Source organism: Pontibacter diazotrophicus, assembly GCF_003367245.1.
GTDB classification, from domain to species: Bacteria; Bacteroidota; Bacteroidia; order Cytophagales; family Hymenobacteraceae; genus Pontibacter; species Pontibacter diazotrophicus.
This window is the reverse complement of the sequence record NZ_QRGR01000005.1, coordinates 160,242-178,604: the sequence shown is the minus strand read 5'-3', so window position 1 is coordinate 178,604 and position 18,363 is coordinate 160,242. Positions and strand designations below refer to the sequence as shown.

Below are 18,363 nucleotides of genomic sequence, written 5' to 3'. Positions count from 1 at the left end.
CTAGGGAATAAACAGGTATGCCTGCGGGAGCTTTATGATTACCTCGGTGCCCTCGTGCACTTTTGAATTTACGATGATGGTACCGTGGTGCAGCTTTAAAATCCGCTCTGCCAATGGCAGCCCGATACCGTGCCCTGTGATACTGCGTACATTCTCAGCCCGGAAGAAGGGAACGAAAACATGTTTCAAGTCTTCTTCAGAAATACCAATACCGCGGTCCGTTACCTCCAGCCAAACTTCCTGCTTCTGCACTACAATACGACCTGTCGCCACTTTACCCGATGGACTAAACTTAATGGCGTTTTCCAGCACGTTCAGTACAGCGATGAGCAGTAGTGCTTCGTTTCCTTTTACCAGAAGACGGTCCTCATCATCAGGGAAGTTAGCAAAATCAATGTTGATGCGGGCATCAGGCTGCCGCTTCAGGGCCTGGTCCCGGGCCATCCAAACCAATTCGTCAAAGCGAAGGTAGGTTTTCTCTATCTTAGAGGGATCTACACTCGCCTGTGCGATGTGCAGCAGCCCGTTCAGGAGTTCGGCCAGCAGGCGTGCATCTTCCAGGGCAGACTGTAGCACGCGCTGGTACTCCTCCTGCTCCCGGGGCTTCATCAGGGCTACCTCCAGCTCCCCCATCATCACGGTAAGGGGAGTGCGTAGTTCATGGGAGGCGTTGGACACAAAGGTGCGCTGCATCTCAAAAGCGAGTTCCAGGCGGTCCAGCATCTTATTGAATGTCTGTGCCAGTTCCGATACCTCATCTTTGCCGTCTGCCTTGCTCAGACGCAGGTGCAGGTCCTTTACGCTCACACGCTCTACCTCCCGTACTATTTCTGTAATCGGTTGCATGGCCTGTTTCGAGAAGACCCAGCCAGCCACCAGCACCAGCACCATCGAACCCAAAAAGCCCACAATCAGGATTACCTCCAGGTGTTCGAGCATGCGCAGGCTGTACGCATCCACAGAAGAGGCTAACACTATAAACTCGCCCTGATTGTCGGGGTAATAAACACCTACCACCTGTCGCACCCCCTGCTCATACTGTACCCTCTTCTGCTGTTTTATTTTTTCCAGCCGCTTCGGAGTTACCCCAAGGAAGCCGTCTCCCTTGGCAAAAACCGGGTCGCCGTTAGCCCTGAAAATCCGGATAGCCTCGTAAGGAAGTTCCTGGTAGTAGTTAATTTCATTGCTGCGGCGTTGCCTGGGGTCTGCTTCATCTGCCTTCAGAAGGTGGCTGGCCACAATAGAGGCCCTGCGGTCGATGCGGTTGTAAAAATCGTCTTGCCGGTACAGCGAGGTAAAATAATAGACGACCAGCGAGAACAGGAGAAGTATCAGGGCTAAGATACTGGCAAACTGCAGCGTAAGCTTGGTTCTGATTTTCATTTGGTCTTCCTATTCCTTCAGCACATACCCCATGCCTACCAGGGTATGGATTAGCTTGGTGGGGTGGCCTTTGTCTATCTTCTTACGCAGAAAGTTAATATACACGTCTATTACATTGCTGCCTGTGTCGAAGGATGTTTCCCACACCTGCTCTGTTATATCTACCCGCGACACCACCCTGCCCTGGTTTCGCAACAGGTAATACAGCAGCGAAAATTCTCGTGCCGTGAGGTTAACAGGCCTTTCCGCCCGGTGCACTGTCTTTTTCACCACATCCATTTCCAAATCAGCTATGCGCAGTTTTTCACCGGGCAAGCTTTCCGTACCACGGCGGGACAGTGCCCTGATGCGGGCCAGTAGCTCCTTAAATTCAAAGGGCTTGGTCAGGTAGTCATCCGCACCGGCATCCAGGCCATCAATTTTGTCATCCGTGCTTCCTAATGCTGTCAGCATCAAAATGCAGACGCTTCTATTCTGTTTACGAATCTCACGGCACACGTCAAGCCCGTTCATATTAGGCAGGATAACATCCAGTATCACCAGGTCGTAGTCGTTCTGCAGTGCCAGCTTTACCCCGAAAGTACCGTCATAAGCCTGGTCTACCTCATACGTCTGCTCTTCGAGGCCTTTCTTTATGAAGGAGGCTACTTTGGGTTCATCTTCTATCAGCAGTATTCTCATAGCCAGGTGTCAACCGGAATTTGTTCTGAGTGTTATGTTACGAAAGTAAAACGACATTAACGTTATCCGTAAAGGTACAACACAACATCAAAACAACAGCAGCAAGATAACACTGCGTATTCATTCACTTTTTGATGGATGTAGAGAAGGAAGACGAGGGCAGTTATAAGGCTTTAAGCCCTATGCCCGAACGACATATCAGGTAAATGTAAAGCACCTGACATAAAATGCAGCAGATAGAGACTCCAAAGAAACTTCTGTGAGCAAAAAGGAGTGGCATGAGGTTTTATTCAAATTATATAAAACAAAATAGCAGCACTATCTCATGAAAGACAGCACTGCTATTCTGAAAAAACGCTTGTAGCCTGAAGAGTTAGTAAAAAGGATTAGTTCTGGTTTAGTTGTACCGCCTCGCGGATAAGGTCACCAAAATAAGCCTTATCAATATCCTGTAAAGAGCGCACCTTTACGTGTGGGTGCTGGCCGTTGCGGCTTACAAGGCGGCGTTTTGGATCAGAAAGCTCTTTACCACGGAAAAAGCCGAAATGGATACCACTGCGGGAGGAGGCAATGTAACAAACTGGACCATAGAAAAAATAGCAGGCACAGTCCCATCGTACAGCCTCCTCCAGGTGGGCCACAGATGAAGTGATAATGCGCCGGACTTCTTTTGCCAATTCCTGTTTTTCAGGTGTCAGGGATTCGATGTACTCGTCTACTTGATTGGTTGTCGCTCTGCTTCTCATATAGGTGTATGTCTCTTGTAGGAGATAATATCTTAAATATACTAATATTTTAATATATACACCATAACCTCCTATAAAGTTTAGGTTTTGTATATTTTTTTATTAGAATATTTAGATAATACTTTCTTTTAAGAATTCCCCATTAGGCTGCAGAACAGCATATTATGGCTGGTAAGGCAGCAAAATCGTTTAAGATTGCTCCAGCACCTGCAACAGGCGCTGCTCTAACTGATCTAAGGCCATATAGCCATGCGCAATTTTCTCTATTCCCTGCCCTGTCTGCACCAGGGCGCTTGGGAAAGTAGTAGCCCCAATGCTATCTACATAGCTGAACTCCTCCTCCATCTGCTGCATAATTTCCTCCGACTCAAAAAGGGCTAGAAAAAGGTTTTCCCTGATCCCGAACAGGCCAACAAGACGGACTAACACTCCCGTGTCTTTCAGGTCCTGGCCATCCACGAAAAAGGCAGAGTGAAAAGCCCGTAGCACCTCCAGCAGGAGTGCGGGCCGCAACAAACGCACGCACAGCAGCGCGCGGCAGGCAGGCTCTGTGTTGTATACATAGTCCCGTTGCCTGAAGAAGCGATAATCGAAAGGCTGAAATGTGTGTTCCTGTATCTGGTGCCAGCTTACTGCAAGCTTACTCTTCTCTTCCTGCTGTAGGGGTTCAGTGGTATGGGCCCACATGTCGCCCAGCAGAACCTTTACGTTCAGTCTGCCGTGCCAGAGCGCCCGCAGGCGGCGCACAACCGGTGTAAATCCATAGCACCAGGGGCACATAGGGTTGGTTACATATAATAAAACAGGAGCATGTGGAGCGTTTACCATAGGCATAATTACTGACTCTATTACTGACTCTTCTTTTACCGCAGGGGCCAGCTAAGAGTTTTAAATTACTTATAGATCATCTTCACGGTCATGCCGCCATCAATCGTGAGGCTTTGCCCAGTAATAAACCCCGCTTTGTCGGAGCAAAGGAACAGGGCGGCTTCTGCTATGTCTTCGGGCATGCCCACCCGACCGACCGGGTGCTGCTCTTTGTCTTCTTTGCTATGCTGCGGCGTGTACCGCTGCCTTTCTTTTTCCCACTCTCCTACTTCAATCCAGCCAGGCGCAATGGCATTCACCCGAACGCGCTCCGCTGTTAAGCTTACAGCTAAGGAATGTGTGAGTGCCTCTAACCCACCTTTAGAGGCGGAATATGGAAAGGTGTTGGGCTCTGACATAAAGGCACGGGTACTGGAAATATTCAGAATGGCAGGGTGTGCTGCTTTCTGCAGCAGGGGCAGTGCATACTTGCTACATAATAGCGGCCCCCGCAGGTTCACGGCCAACACCCGGTCAAAGACATCTATTGGCATTTCCTGCAGTGGCTTCACAAAAGGATCGGCGATACCTGCATTATTGGTCAGGGCATCCAACACCCCATATTCCTTACTTACCTGCTTCATCAGGTCCTGCACCTGCTCTTCCAGGGCTACATCGCAGGGTATAAACGTTACCTGCAAATCCTGTTGCTTCAGCCGGGCCAGCGCCTCCTGCCCTGCTTCCGCATCTGCGTCTGCTATAATAACCTTTGCGCCTGCCTCAGCAAAAGCCTGCGCCATGCCAAGACCGATGCCCTGCCCGCCGCCGGTGATAAGCACTACTTTAGAGGTATAATAATCTTTCATAATCATAAAGTTTCTAATGAATACGGGCAGAAGCACCTTACCTGTTACTCTATCAGGTGCAGAACCACCTTTGTGCCTGGCCGATTCTTCAAAAAAAAAGAGGCTCCCTTACCAAGGGAGCCTCTTTTAAATAATGGTAGCGTAAGAAACCTATCTTTTGCTCATGGCTGTTTCTGTACCTGACTTAGGTACAAACTTTACCGTCTTCAACACATGATTCTGGCCTGTTTCACCACCGGCATGTTTCACCACAATGTACACATCCTGCTGCTTGTTAGCAGGTACATTTTGTAAGGATATCGTGGCAGGAGTTACCTGTCTTTCACCGGCCAGGCTGATTTGTCCTTCTCCTATTTTAGTACCGTCCGGCTTGTCCAATCTCACTTCCACAGTGTATTGGCTTTCCTCGCCGTTGCCGATGGCTGTGAGTTCGATGCTGCCGATATTTGTCAGGTCTAACTTTTCTCCTTTCACCCAGCCTGTGGTGCCCGGGAAAATCAGGTAAGTAGCGCCTTCGAATTCAACCTTATTGAACCCATTGACAGAAGCGAAGTCAGCCGCATCCATCGCATTGTTTCTGAGGTAGACGGCGTCAGTACCGGCCAATGGCTTAATGCCTGTACCACCTTGGTCGGTGTAAGTAGCAACAAGTTTCAGCACGGTATTGTCTTTCTGCTGCGGGTCTAGCTTTGGCACGACCTGCCCGCTTGCCGGCAGCGACTTACGTGCATTTGCGGTGTTACCCAACGACAGTATCCACTGCACAATCTGTTTTGCATCTGATGAAGGCATGTTCGGGTGAGCCGGCATCGCTGCCTCGCCCCATACACCGCTTCCACCTTTGATGATCTTATTTGTCAGGTGCTGCATGGCATCCCTGTCTTTCTGGTATTTCTGCGCTACCTGCATGTATGTCGGCCCGATAGATTTCTCATTTACCGCATGGCACGCTTTACAGTCAGAACTCAGCATTAGGTTTTTACCCAGCATCTCTGCCGACACCACCTGGTGGCCCATAGAGGCCCCCGCCATGTCTGTGCCTTCTACATAATCCGCAGAAACGAACAGGTTGCTCTCGTCTACTGTGCCGTCTTCGTCAGTTACTTTCACCTGGTAGTTTACAGGCTGCCCTTCGAAGTAGAAGCTGCGGTTGCCCTGAACGGCTACGTTTACTTCAGGCTGCTCGTTTCCGGCGTACACCGACACTACATTGCTCTTAGAGGAAGCGTTATTCTGATCAAGCACTTCTACGCTGATGTTGTGGTCTCCCTTGCCAGCAAATGTATAGTTGAGCTTCGGCTCCGCAGTTTCCTGCTTTTTGTCACCTATTGTCCAAATATACCTTAATCTGTCATTCTCAGGGTCTGTGGCTTCAACCTGGGCATTAACTGTAAGCGGTGTTTTCCCGCTCATTTTATCTACAGTTAAACCTGCTATTTTCGGTGGTCGGTTACCTGCTAAATAATCGATGCGTGCCAAACCAGAGTCTTCGTTTTTCGCAAACCAGCCAGAGCCGTACTCCAGAATATAAAGTTTACCGTCTGGACCTACTTCCATGTCTATTGGAGCGTTCAGGTCTATGGTGGACATAAACGGCTCCATCTTCTCGAATTTACCATTCTCATCCATCGTAACGGCTTTTATCCAGCCACGCATCCAGTCATAAATAAACAGCTTTCCGTCATAATAGGATGAGTAGCGGGTAGCTTCAGGATACATGTCTGAATAGTATACAGGGCCTGTCATGGCATTACGCCCGCCGGTACCCAGTTGCGGGAAGTCCGGAGATTCGGCGTAAGGATACCAGATGAAAGCCGGCTGTGCTGCAGGCAATTCCTGTACTCCTGTGTTATTAGGAGAGTTGTTCACAGGTTTCTGAGGGTCAAACTGAGGTCCTGTCTCACCTTTGGCATAATCATACCTGTGGTAAGCGTAATTATCACCTATAAACAAAGGCCAGCCATAGTTGCCGGCTTCGCGGGCCTGGTTTACCTCATCATACCCTCTCGGGCCACGCACCTCCAGGCTGTCTGCCCCGGCATCCGGTCCCACTTCGCCCCAGTAAAGGGCGCTGTTTTTCTGGTCTACTGAAATGCGGTACGGGTTACGGTGGCCCATGGTATAGATTTCAGGATGCGTTTTGGGAGTGTTGCCCGGGAACAGGTTGCCCTCTGGTATAGTGTAAGTACCGTCTTCGTTTATTTTGATGCGAAGAATTTTACCTCTCAGGTCGTTTGAGTTAGAAGAAGATCTGCGGGCATCATACTGCTCATGCCCCGGGCGGTCATCTAAAGGTGCAAAGCCATGGTTTACATAAGGCTGTCCCTTCTCGTTGAACGGCGTGGAGTTATCCCCTGTAGATAAGTACAGGATATTACCCGGACCGAAGGCGATAGAGCCACCGGTATGGCAGCAGATATCGCGCTGGGAGTAGAACTCCAGCATCACTTTTTCAGAATTATTGTCCAGCTGGCCGTTCTTGAATACGAACCGTGACAGACGGTTTACAGAAGTATCCGTCGGGCTGTAGAACATGTAAATGTAGTTGTTCTTGCTGAAGTTAGGGTCAGCGGCCAGGCCCATCAGGCCTTCCTCTGCATTTACATCAGGCACCGTTGTTTTATGATACACATTCAGCGCGCCCACCTGCTTTACATCACCGGATTCCTGGTTGTACAGCATCAGTTCGCCACGGCGCTGTGCCACCAATATGTCCAGGTTCGGGAGAATGGCCATTTCTGTAGGCTCATAGAATTGCCCCTGGCTCATCTGCACCTTCACAAAACGGTCATCTTCCGGTACACGCTGCGAAGTGGCTTTTTCATAATCCAGCTCCAGGTTTTCGCCAATGGCATACTGTATGCCTCCTACCAGGTGTTTCAGGTATTGCGAGTCTTTGAAAGATTCGTCTGTGTGCCCTAAACCGGTATAAAAAGCGCGGCCGCCGTCATATTCATGGAACCAGGCCATAGGATGGTTTTCACCATTCGTGCCACCTTTATAGCTTTTTTCATCTATAGTGAGCAGTACATTGGCATTTGTATTCAGGTTTTTAAAGGAATACCACTCATCTGATCTTTCCCATTGCTGAGGCAGGTGCTCTGTGGCAGCGTGGTCTGCATTCACTACCTGCAGCACTGCCTTCTGTGGTTCCGGATGTCCGTTAAAATAACCGCCTACCAGCCTGCCGTACCAGCCCCAGTCATACTCAGTGTCTGTAGCAGCGTGTATACCCACAAAGCCACCTCCAGCCTGTATGTAGCGCTCAAAGTCCGCTTCCTGGAAATTGTTCAGCACATCGCCGGTGGTGTTCAGGAACACAACGGCTGAATACTGCTTCAAAGAATCTTCATTGAAAACAGCTGCATTGGTGGTTGTATCCACCACAAAGCCATTCTCCTCTCCTAATTGCAGGAGGGCATTGTTTCCAGCTGCAATAGAGGAATGGTGAAAGCCGCTGGTCTTGCTAAAGACGAGCACTTTGGGATCCCCGGAGCGTTTGTCGCTGCAGGAAGAAAGGGCAAATATGCTTATTGCAAATAAGCAAAAGACCTGATGGAGGGAGACCTTTTTAATCATTTATTTTTTTGTTGGTGTTTATAATTTAAACAATTGTGTTGATTTGACGCAATGACCTTTTAAACCAAAAATAGAACGGCAGGGCTAAAAGCTTATTTCAATTAAATATCAAAAGATCTAAAATATTAGATAGCAGTAACTTACAAATAAAGCCTGAGTAATCACTCCCTTAACCAAAAATCACCATAGCTTGGTTCAATGTGAAACAGCCTATAAGTTTAAGGAAATATTCTTGAAGTGCCAACAATGGTCCTGCCGCAGATAGGGTAACAACGGGAAATACACGCGCTACTGTTACACAAAATTCTTTTGATTTTAAAACATCAAGGGCAGAGAATCAATATACGCCATGGCTATAAAGTTCATTTATCATAACTGGCCTCAGCAGGAAGAGCAGTATTTCCAGGTATCTGGCGTTTTTTACTTGTATATCATGGAGCACCCTATACGTCTTGAGGACGAGGTGAATTCTGAAGTTCCTATAGCTTGAGCTCTCCTTCACCTTTTTAAAATCCTTGAGAGAAATTTACGTTTTAGGCATAAAAACCTTTTGCACCATGCAATTAACTTCAGAATTTAAGGAAGCGATATCCCAACTACCCCACAAGGAAAAAGACAAACTGCTGTTCCGCCTGCTCAAAAAAGACCCGGACCTGTGCCAGCGCCTGCAGTTTGAGCTGGTAGAGCAGGGTGAAACCTTGCGGGAACGGCGGGAGGACGTAGCTGCACAGATAGAGCGGCAGGTGAAATACGAGGCTTATTCCCCCGGCTACCTGATGATGGACATGCGCTCCCTGAGTGGAGACATCACCCGCCATGTAAAGTATACCAAAGACAAAGAGGGCGAGATACAGCTTACCCTGCTCCTGCTTCGCCGCTACCTCGAAGAGCACCTCAACTTTATAGTAGCCTACCTTTACCGCGCCGATACTTTGCAGGAGTACATGGTAAAACGGATGCAGGTGGTACTGCAAAAGCTGAATAAGCTGCACGAGGATTTGTATGTAGAGTATGAGGCTGATGTAAATTACATCCTGCAGCAGTTACACCAGAAGGTGGCTCCTGTACAGGCACACAAAGCGAAGCTGCCCAGAGAGTGGCCATCGTAACCCCTCGACCTGCATCCGGAGCTTGGAAATATTCAGTATTTTCCCCTCACAGGTATCAACAGGGAAAGAGATAAAGCGTTATATTACTGTGCTAACTTTGAAAACGAAAAGCTTATGAACACCCTACCTACAAACTGGCTCACCGCAGGGCTTCTGGACTTTGAGTATAAAAAGTATCTGCTGCTGGCTTACCTGCAAGCCGCCAAAAACGAGTTTGGGAAGCAGCGCCTCTATCCTGTTTTCTCTGACCTTAACATGCATTACCGTAACCTGCAGCAGGTAAAGGCTCACAAGCAATTGGTATACGAGTCGTTTCCGGAGCGCATCAGCCGCGCAGATTTCGAAAAGCTGGAACTGGTGTATGAGAAAATCGTGCAGGACGACGAAACGATGCAGCAGATTGAGGAGATCATTCAGTATGCCGCACCCCTCTTCAACGAAGCATTGGCCGAGGGCAAAGAGCTCTACGACTTTGTGGAGCGCCACCTGGAAATAAGTCCCGTCGGCATTACACCCATGTACCACAACGAAGGCTACCTGTTCCTGGAGGCTTTCCCCGGCAAGGAGACACAAGTATATGTATACCGCATTACAGTTTTTGAAAACACCTACGAAAAGTACAGGGGCATAAACACAAAGCACCTGCAGACCGTGCGCCGTGGACTCGCCCTGACGCATGAGCACCTGAAGGTGCAGCTCCTCCGGGAGCGGCATGATCTGCCGAATCCCGCTACCTTTGCCGTTGTGTCCCGTATTCCGGTGCCGCTGGAGCACTCGCTGCTGCCTATTGCAAAGCGCTCATTAGTTAAATTCGTAACGAATCTGGCAGCATAAACGGACTTATATTATAAATATAGGAGCAGCTGACATTATATGTTTGCTGCTCCGCAAATATATTTTAAATTAAATTGTAGGCAGTTAAACATTTTTTGATGTAAATTTGTATACTTAATACAGATTGACTTAACCGTCAAAAGAAAAATTTATAAAGAAGAGGCGAGAGAATAGGCTCCATGACCCTCTGGCAACCACCCGTTTTGGGAAGGTGCCAAGTCCTATCCCGATTGTTCGGGACATATAAATTTAAAACGCAATGCAAACAACAGCTTACAACACATCGCTCTCTTTTTCTGGTAGCTACTCAGCTGCCACAGCTCCTGCTTACCCCATTGCAGTATGTTGCTGTTGTTGTTGCTGTACCCTGTGCTAGCATGTAAATCTGTTACCCTGGATTTATAACCTTCAGCACTTTCGCCGTGTCAGGCGCACCCGTTACCTCCTTCTGCATTCCATTTTTTAAGGCACCATGTGCCCGTGCTTCAGTTAATTTATCTGCTGCAAAGGGCACAAAAACAGGAGCAGAATAGTTGTAACCCGGGAGCAATGACAAACAACCAAATTTCATCTTCCCAAGATTTTAATTTACAACACATGAACGATATATCTGCTTTAGAAACCAAAGTGCCGGCATTGCTTGCCCTGCTGGAGGGTAAAGGCATTGAAGAAAGTCTGGCGCTACTGGCTGCGCAGTTTGAGGGGCAAATTGCCTTTTCCACCAGCCTTGGCATCGAAGATCAGCTTGTTACACACTATATATTTGAGAGTAACCTGCCTATTCGTGTTTTCTCGCTGGACACAGGCCGCCTTTTCAATGAAACCTACAACCTGCTGCATAAAACCAATCAGCACTATGGCAAGAAGATAGAAGTATTCTTCCCGAAGCATGAGGCTGTGGAGCAAATGGTAACCGAAAAAGGCACCTTAAGCTTCTACAACTCCGTGGAAGACCGCAAGCAGTGCTGCTTTGTACGCAAGGTAGAGCCCCTGAAGCGGGCACTGCAGGGCGTACAACTCTGGATTACTGGTATCCGGGCAGAGCAGTCTGATGCGCGTCAGAATTTACAGCTAATTGAATGGGATCCTGCCTTCCAGGTAATTAAGTACAACCCGCTCAAGAACTGGTCGCTGGATGCGGTGCGTGAGGCCATTAGCCAGCTCAACATCCCTTACAACCCGCTGCACGACAAAGGATTCGTGAGCATTGGCTGCGCCCCTTGTACCCGCGCCATTGCCGAAGGCGAAGACTTCAGGGCAGGCCGCTGGTGGTGGGAAAGCAACTCTAAAAAAGAGTGCGGGCTGCACGCCAGGTAATAAACGCTTCAAGCATGATTTAAATTTGTTCTTCAGTAGCAAAGAATTGATTTAAATCATGCTTTCCGTTTTAAGTTCCATTAATTTTGCATCCACATTAATTTGTTTCGCTGAAACACGATTTCGAAAAACATACAAGAAATGAATAAAAGATACCTTGATTACCTCGACCAACTGGAGGCGGAAGCCATCCATATTATGCGCGAGGTAGCGGGCCAGTTCCAAAAGCCGGCCCTCCTTTTTTCGGGCGGTAAAGATTCCATTACCCTGGTACGCTTAGCGGAAAAGGCTTTCCGCCCGGGTAAGTTCCCGTTCCCGCTGGTGCACATCGACACAGGCCATAACTTTCCGGAAGCCATACAGTACCGCGACGAATTAGCCGAGCGACTGGGTGAGAAGCTGGTTGTGCGTAACGTAGAAGATACTATCAAAAAGCAAAACCTTTCGGAGCCAACCGGCCGCTATGCCAGCCGCAATGGCCTGCAAACGTATACCTTACTGGAGACAATAGAAGAGTTCGGCTTTGACTGCTGCATCGGTGGCGCCCGCCGCGACGAGGAAAAAGCTCGTGCTAAAGAAAGGATCTTTTCAGTAAGAGATGAGTTCGGACAGTGGGACCCAAAACGCCAGCGTCCGGAGCTTTGGAACACCTACAATGGCCGCATTTCTTTAGGCGAAAACGTACGTGCCTTCCCTATCAGCAACTGGACGGAGTTGGATGTGTGGAACTACATCAAGCGCGAAGAAATTTCGCTTCCTAACATCTACTTTACACACGAGCGCGAGTGCCTCATCCGCGATGGAAAGCTGATGGCTACTTCAGACTTTATTTACCGCGACCCGGAAGATGAAGTTGTGACCCGCAAAGTACGCTTCCGTACCGTAGGCGACATGACCTGTACAGCTGCTGTGGAATCGGTGGCATACGACATAGACACTGTAATTGCGGAGATTATAGAGTCAAAAATAAGTGAGCGCGGCGCTACCCGCATCGACGATAAATTATCGGAAACAGCGATGGAAGACCGCAAGAAAGGAGGATACTTTTAACATGGATATATTAAGATTTATAACTGCAGGGAGTGTAGACGACGGTAAAAGCACCCTTATAGGCCGCCTGCTGTTCGATACGAAGCAGATTTACATTGACCAGCTGGAAGCAATTGAGAGCTCCGGAAGAGTAAACGAAGACGGCCAAGTGGACCTGTCGCTGCTGACAGACGGCCTGAAGGCGGAGCGTGAGCAGGGTATCACGATTGACGTGGCCTACAAGTACTTCAGCACGCCAAAGCGCAAGTTTATCATTGCCGATGCCCCTGGTCATATCCAGTATACCCGCAACATGGTAACGGGTGCCTCCAATTCTAACCTGTCTATTATCCTGGTAGATGCCCGTAACGGAGTGCAGGAGCAAACCCGCCGCCACTCTATCATCTCTTCGCTGCTGGGTATTCCGCACCTCGTTATCTGTATCAACAAAATGGACTTAGTTGGTTTTGATGAAAAGGTATACAACCAGATTGTAGAAGATTACAAGCAGTTTGCGGCCTCCAAACTGACTGCAAAAGACATTACGTTTATTCCGATTAGCGCCCTGAAAGGCGATAACGTGGTAGACCGTTCTGAGCAAATGCCCTGGTACGAAGGCCCGAACCTTCTGGAGCACCTGGAGAAAGTACCGGTATCGAATGACTTCAACTTAGACGATGCCCGCTTCCCGGTTCAGTACGTTATCCGCCCCCACACCCACGAGCACCACGACTACAGAGGCTATGCCGGTAAGGTAATCAGCGGTGTGTACAGCAAAGGCGACAAAGTTACGGTATTGCCTTCCGGCCAAACTTCTACTATCAAATCGGTAGAACTTGGTGGTAAGGAACTGGAAGAAGCATTCGCTCCTATGTCGGTGGTACTGCAGCTAGAGGACGATGTGGACATCAGCCGTGGCGACGTTATTGTGAAACAGGACGAAAACCTGGATGTATCGAAGGAGTTCGAGGCACTTGTTTGCTGGATGAACAACAAGCCGCTTAAAGCTGGTGCTAAGTTATTGCTGCGCCACAACTCTACTGAAACACGTGCTGTTGTAAGACAGATACAGTACAAAGTAGATGTAAACTCGCTTGACAACATCATGGATGCCGACCAGGTACAGCTGAACGATATCTGCCGTGTTCAGATCAAGACGGCTACCCCTCTCCTGCTGGACAAGTATGATAACAACCGCGCAAACGGTGGATTTATTTTAATTGATGAAACCTCCTTCACAACGGTTGGCGCTGGCATGGTAGAAAGCATCACGCATGAAAGTGAGCTGAATTATATGATTTAACAGTACAAAAGTAGCAAGACGAAAGACAAAGGACTTTCTGATACTGTAGTGAATAAAGCGAAACAGCCGCTGCGGGTATACCTGCAGCGGCTGTTTCGCTTTATTGTTTATCCTGGCGCGGGAATCTATCCCGTGACGTGTTGTGGGTGCGAGTCTCCAGACTCGCTTGTACACGGCTGCATATATATAAAGTATAGCGAATTTTCTACCCCACGTGCATTACACCCTATACCAGATCCCCTGGCATACCCAGTTTCCCGGCAGTCACCTCAAAGGTATGGCTGATAGTAGCAGTCTTAAATAATATAGCTGCGACAGAGCAGTACTTGTCCATCGAGAGGTTGATAGCTTTCTGAACCTTCTCCTCATCTAATGGGCCACCCAGCACAAAGTGCACGTTGATGTGCTTAAACAAAGAGGGCACCTCCCCTGGCGTTCGTTCTGCGGTTACTTTTATATCAAAGGTATCAATCTGCTGGCGTTGCTTTTTCAGAATCTGGATAATGTCGATGGCACTACAACCGCCTAAACCCATGAGCAGCATTTCCATAGGCCGTGCGCCTGCATTGTGGCCGCCAATTTCCGGAGAACCATCCATATGCACCTCCACGCCGGAGGCACCCTTCGCTGCAAAATGAAAATCCTGATCTACGCGTGTTAAATTTACTTCCATGTGTTTCTATTTTTTCTACTACAGCTTATTATAAACGAGATACTGTAACTGTTAGGTATAGTGATAAAAAACGGCTAGTTTATTCTGTCATCCTAAATGGCATATGTATTTGAGTTGTGGTGCTTCTTCCCTTAGCTCATAACCTCTTTAAACCGGGGTAAATTTTTCAATCTAACACAGGCCAGAGGTCTTAGGATAGTCAGCACGAGCGAAGACGCTCACGCTATGGACGACAACTACACCTTCGCCAGTGCCTGCTCTATATCTTCGATGATATCCTGCAAACTTTCCAGACCAACAGACACCCGGATAAGACCTTCTGATATACCTGTAGCAGCTTTTTCTTCGGCTGAGAGCTTTGAGTGTGTGGTGGAAGCAGGATGCGTGACAATAGTGCGGGTATCCCCTAAATTAGAGGTGATGGTGGCCAACTTGAGGCTATCAATGAAGCGCGTTGCCGCTTCATAACCGCCTTTCACCACAAAGGTCACAATGCCTCCCCCCTGCTTCATCTGCTTTTTAGCCAGCTCATACTGGGGATAAGACGGCAGGAAAGGGTAATTTACCACCTCCAGTGCCGGGTTGCCTTCCAGCGTTTGTGCCAGCTTCAGCGCATTTTCGCAGTGTTTGTCTATGCGCAACGACAGTGTTTCCAGGCTCTTGGAGAGTACCCAGGCATTGAACGGCGACAAAGCCGGACCCGTGTGACGTGAGAAGAAGCGGATTTCTTTTATCAGCTCTGCCTTGCCAACCACCATGCCACCTAACACGCGGCCCTGGCCATCAATATATTTTGTGGCAGAGTGCACCACGAGGTCCGCACCAAAGTCAATGGGTGTTTGCAGAATGGGTGTGGCAAAGCAATTATCAACCACTAAAAGCAGGTTGTGCTTTCGCTTCAGCTCTCCCAGAAACTCCAGGTCTATAAGTTCCAGGCCTGGGTTTGAAGGCGTCTCTACCAGAATCATTTTAGTTTGCGGTGTGATAAGCGCCTCCCAATCCTCCGGTTTGTTGGCATCGGCATAGGAATGGGTAATGCCCCAGCGCGGCAGGATGCTGGTAAGCAACTGGTGTGTAGAACCAAACACGGCGCGCCCGGCTAATACATGGTCTCCGGCACTCAGCAACGAAGCCATGCTGGTGAACACCGCCGACATGCCTGTGGCGAAAGCAAACCCGTCTTCTGCTTTCTCCAGATAACACATTTTCTCCACCAGCTCATCCACGTTCGGGTTGGAGAAACGGGAATAGATATTACCGGGCTCTTCATCGGCAAATACCGCACGGGCTTGCTCGGCACTTTCATAGGTGAAACTGGAAGTAAGGTAGAGCGGCACCGAGTGCTCCCGGTTATGGCTGCGCTTGGCCTGCAACCGAATAGCCTTTGTTTCTATATCAGACATCTTAATTGTTTATTGCTGGAATGTTGATTGTTATTTTGCTAACAGCTAAAACTCATAGCCTGTTTTGCTAAAGCAACAATCTCTCAAAATTTAATTGGTTTACTACACTTAAAGGTAAGAAGGTGTTAGCGATTCTTCAAATGACATGCCTGAGACAGCGGAATTAAAGAAAGAAGGCCATAAAAATAAGGCGGAGACTGACGATGATGACCACAATGCCGACAATAATCATCATGGTTTTAACAGGAAGCCTCCTGGCCAGCATAGCCCCTAGAGGTGCTGCAATCGTGCCTCCTAATATCAAACCAATAATAATCTGCCAGTGCGTAATACCAATAAGGGAGATAAAAGCAGCAGAACTGGCAAATGACACAAAGAATTCCGCTAAGTTAACCGAACCTACGGTGTACATTGGGTGCCTGCCCTTAGCAATGAGAGTAGAAGAAACGATAGGTCCCCAGCCGCCACCGCCAATGGCATCCAGAAAGCCGCCGACAGCCCCCAGCATGCCCAGCCGCTTTACAGGACTTTTCTTAACGTGCTTCTTCAGTACTTTCCGGATAATCAGGATGCCCAGGAACAGCGTATAACAGGCCACAATGGGCTTAACAAGGTAAAGGTATTCCTCCAGTGTGTAAAGCAGGAAAGCGCCTGCTATAGCCCCTAAAACACCCGGAAACACAATCGTCTTAAACAGCTTGCTGTTGACGTTACCGAACTTCAGGTGCATCCAGCCGGACACGCCGGAGGTGAAAATCTCAGAGGCATGCACACTCGCACTCGCCGCCACCGGCGACACGCCAAAGCTGAGCAGGAACGTAGTAGCACTCACACCGTAAGCCATGCCCAAAGCGCCATCAATTAGCTGCGCAACAAAGCCTGCCAGTATAAAAATCAGAATTTCCCTATCCACCTGTGCGGCTACATCCATTGCCACAGCACCAATGGTGCTGAACGGAATATAGCTGAAGAGCAAGTGGCCGGTTACCATCAGGGAGAGCGCAGCGAAAACGAGCATCAGCACCACCTTCAGGCTGTACTTCGACTGTTTTTTCTTTTTTACAGTAGCTAATGAAGGAGTAACAGGCGGCTCAACAAGTACTTCTGTTGCCTCGTTCAGGCGCTTCACTTTATAGGCAAAGTCGCCCTTGAGTGTAGCCCGAAGCTGCGTCATTTTGTCCAGCACCTGCTCCATCTCATCAGGCAACCCCTCATTCAGCACCTGCTTCAGGCGCTTTGCAATGGTCGGCGACTTGCCGTTGGTGGAGATGGCTAGTTTCAGACTGCCTTTCTGCACGATGGATCCGAGGTAAAAGTCGCATTGCAGCGGCGTATCGGCTACATTGGTGAGTATTTTATGCGACTTTGCCAGGTCCCGTATAGTGATGTTCAGCACATTGTCGTTGGTGGCTACCAATACAATGTCTTTTCCTGTCAGGTCTTCTTCTCGGAACTCCCGCTTCACCAGGGTTACAAAGGGATGTTTAGTGGCCAGTTCTTCTATTTCAGGACGTATTTCAGGGGCAACCAACACCACCTGCGCCTGCGGGCTGTTGGCTAAGACGGCAGAAAGCTTTTCAAGGCCAACATTGCCTCCACCTACTACCAATGTCTGCAATTGCTCCAGCTTTAGAAAAACCGGGAACAGCGGATTAGTAGCCGTTGGAGCTGATGCAGCAGGAGGAACGAAGGTTGTGTTTGGGGAGCTACTCATTTATTTTCTGTACTTCAGGACTATGTAACTACGCTTTCACCAGTTCCTGCACCTTCTCCAGGTCCAGGGTGTAGCGCAGCGACGGGTGATAAGCCACCACCTCACCGATGATAATAATGGCTGGAGCACTTACGCCTTTTGCTTCCACACGCTCCACGATGTTGTGCACGTTGCTGAACACTATCTTCTCGTCGGGCAGCGAACCGTTTTGAATGATAGCCACAGGTGTATCGGCCTTGCCGGCTGCGCTAAATATTTCTGCAATCTGCGCTAGTTTACCCATTCCCATTAAGATGATAACACTCGCACTGGATTGTGCCGCCAGATGAATGTCTGCGGAAATTTCGCCTGATCTGGTTGTACCTGTTATCACCCAGAAGCTTTCGTTCACGCCTCGTATAGTCAGCGGAATCTGCTGCAATTCAGGCACTGCGATAGCACTGGAAATACCCGGCACCACCTGCGTAGGAATATTAAACTTATCAGCATGCGCCAGCTCTTCATACCCACGGCCAAACACAAAAGGGTCGCCGCCTTTCAGGCGTACCACGTGTCCGTAAGCAAAGGCCGACTCTACTATCAATTCGTTTATCTCCTCCTGCTTTAAGCTATGGGCTCCGGCACGCTTGCCTACAAAAAGTTTAGGCGCATCGGCAGGTGCATGCTGCAGTAACTCCGGATTTACCAGGGCATCATACAGCACCACGTCGGCCTGTTGCAGCGCCTTTATCGCCTTCAGCGTAATCAGGTCCACGTCGCCGGGCCCTGCGCCAACCAGCGTCAGCCTCGGCTGCTTTTGCGTTGCCGTATCCGCCAACACATAACTGTTTCCCTGCTTCGTTTGTTTATTTCTTGATGCCATCAATGATTCAATTTTGAATGATTGAATAACTGAATTATGAATAGGCCTTAAGTATAA

Annotated in this window: 16 protein-coding genes and 1 riboswitch; of the genes, 5 read left to right on the top strand and 11 right to left on the bottom strand. The window is 48.8% G+C overall.

What is annotated here, in order from left to right:
- The 6 genes from DXT99_RS05860 to DXT99_RS05835 form a co-directional block, all read right to left on the bottom strand.
- Positions 1 to 1,383, bottom strand: coding sequence for a sensor histidine kinase (locus tag DXT99_RS05860; RefSeq protein WP_115564603.1), 1,383 nt, complete (start codon positions 1,381 to 1,383; stop codon positions 1 to 3).
- Positions 1,384 to 1,392: 9 nt separating this feature from the next.
- On the bottom strand, positions 1,393 to 2,064 hold the full coding sequence (locus DXT99_RS05855) for a response regulator transcription factor (protein ID WP_115564602.1): 672 nt from the start codon (positions 2,062 to 2,064) through the stop codon (positions 1,393 to 1,395).
- Between the two features lie 386 nt (positions 2,065 to 2,450).
- Positions 2,451 to 2,810 carry a DUF1801 domain-containing protein gene (locus DXT99_RS05850; RefSeq protein ID WP_115564601.1) on the bottom strand — a complete coding sequence of 120 codons (360 nt, stop codon included), beginning with the start codon at positions 2,808 to 2,810 and terminating at the stop codon, positions 2,451 to 2,453.
- A gap of 189 nt (positions 2,811 to 2,999) precedes the next feature.
- Positions 3,000 to 3,638, bottom strand: a complete 639-nt coding sequence (locus DXT99_RS05845) for a DsbA family protein (protein ID WP_115564688.1) — start codon at positions 3,636 to 3,638, stop codon at positions 3,000 to 3,002.
- Positions 3,639 to 3,703: 65 nt separating this feature from the next.
- Entirely contained in the window at positions 3,704 to 4,483 is a 780-nt protein-coding gene (locus tag DXT99_RS05840) for a glucose 1-dehydrogenase (RefSeq protein ID WP_246000466.1), read from the bottom strand.
- A gap of 150 nt (positions 4,484 to 4,633) precedes the next feature.
- Positions 4,634 to 8,062 (bottom strand): ThuA domain-containing protein, encoded by a 3,429-nt coding sequence (locus DXT99_RS05835; protein ID WP_115564599.1) that lies wholly within the window; start codon positions 8,060 to 8,062, stop codon positions 4,634 to 4,636.
- Between the two features lie 557 nt (positions 8,063 to 8,619).
- On the opposite strand from DXT99_RS05835, the gene DXT99_RS05830 reads away from it, so the two are divergent.
- Both DXT99_RS05830 and DXT99_RS05825 read left to right on the top strand, forming a co-directional pair.
- Positions 8,620 to 9,171, top strand: a complete 552-nt coding sequence (locus DXT99_RS05830; RefSeq protein WP_115564598.1) for a hypothetical protein — start codon at positions 8,620 to 8,622, stop codon at positions 9,169 to 9,171.
- A 114-nt stretch (positions 9,172 to 9,285) separates the two neighbouring features.
- On the top strand, positions 9,286 to 10,005 hold the full coding sequence (locus tag DXT99_RS05825) for a hypothetical protein (RefSeq protein ID WP_115564597.1): 720 nt from the start codon (positions 9,286 to 9,288) through the stop codon (positions 10,003 to 10,005).
- A gap of 146 nt (positions 10,006 to 10,151) precedes the next feature.
- Positions 10,152 to 10,255, top strand: a riboswitch (SAM riboswitch).
- A 138-nt stretch (positions 10,256 to 10,393) separates the two neighbouring features.
- Here the strand turns inward: DXT99_RS05825 and DXT99_RS26815 are convergent.
- Positions 10,394 to 10,576, bottom strand: a complete 183-nt coding sequence (locus DXT99_RS26815) for a hypothetical protein (protein ID WP_147294176.1) — start codon at positions 10,574 to 10,576, stop codon at positions 10,394 to 10,396.
- A 26-nt stretch (positions 10,577 to 10,602) separates the two neighbouring features.
- On the opposite strand from DXT99_RS26815, the gene DXT99_RS05820 reads away from it, so the two are divergent.
- The 3 genes from DXT99_RS05820 (at position 10,603) to DXT99_RS05810 (ending at position 13,654) form a co-directional block, all read left to right on the top strand.
- Positions 10,603 to 11,322 carry a phosphoadenylyl-sulfate reductase gene (locus tag DXT99_RS05820; RefSeq protein WP_115564596.1) on the top strand — a complete coding sequence of 240 codons (720 nt, stop codon included), beginning with the start codon at positions 10,603 to 10,605 and terminating at the stop codon, positions 11,320 to 11,322.
- A 141-nt stretch (positions 11,323 to 11,463) separates the two neighbouring features.
- On the top strand, positions 11,464 to 12,372 hold the full coding sequence (gene cysD / locus DXT99_RS05815) for a sulfate adenylyltransferase subunit CysD (RefSeq protein WP_115564595.1): 909 nt from the start codon (positions 11,464 to 11,466) through the stop codon (positions 12,370 to 12,372).
- Position 12,373: 1 nt separating this feature from the next.
- Positions 12,374 to 13,654 carry a sulfate adenylyltransferase subunit 1 gene (locus DXT99_RS05810; RefSeq protein WP_115564594.1) on the top strand — a complete coding sequence of 427 codons (1,281 nt, stop codon included), beginning with the start codon at positions 12,374 to 12,376 and terminating at the stop codon, positions 13,652 to 13,654.
- A 226-nt stretch (positions 13,655 to 13,880) separates the two neighbouring features.
- Here DXT99_RS05810 and DXT99_RS05805 read toward each other — a convergent pair whose 3' ends face one another.
- The 4 genes from DXT99_RS05805 to cobA form a co-directional block, all read right to left on the bottom strand.
- Positions 13,881 to 14,327: an OsmC family protein gene (locus DXT99_RS05805; protein ID WP_115564593.1), complete on the bottom strand. Its 447-nt coding sequence runs from the start codon at positions 14,325 to 14,327 to the stop codon at positions 13,881 to 13,883.
- 236 nt (positions 14,328 to 14,563) lie between these two features.
- On the bottom strand, positions 14,564 to 15,730 hold the full coding sequence (locus tag DXT99_RS05800) for an O-succinylhomoserine sulfhydrylase (protein WP_115564592.1): 1,167 nt from the start codon (positions 15,728 to 15,730) through the stop codon (positions 14,564 to 14,566).
- Positions 15,731 to 15,893: 163 nt separating this feature from the next.
- The gene (locus DXT99_RS27865; protein ID WP_115564591.1) at positions 15,894 to 17,444 is read right to left on the bottom strand and encodes a TSUP family transporter; all 1,551 of its coding nucleotides are present in this window, start codon (positions 17,442 to 17,444) and stop codon (positions 15,894 to 15,896) included.
- Between the two features lie 28 nt (positions 17,445 to 17,472).
- Positions 17,473 to 18,306 carry a uroporphyrinogen-III C-methyltransferase gene (gene cobA, locus DXT99_RS05790; RefSeq protein WP_115564590.1) on the bottom strand — a complete coding sequence of 278 codons (834 nt, stop codon included), beginning with the start codon at positions 18,304 to 18,306 and terminating at the stop codon, positions 17,473 to 17,475.
- Positions 18,307 to 18,363 lie beyond the last annotated feature (57 nt).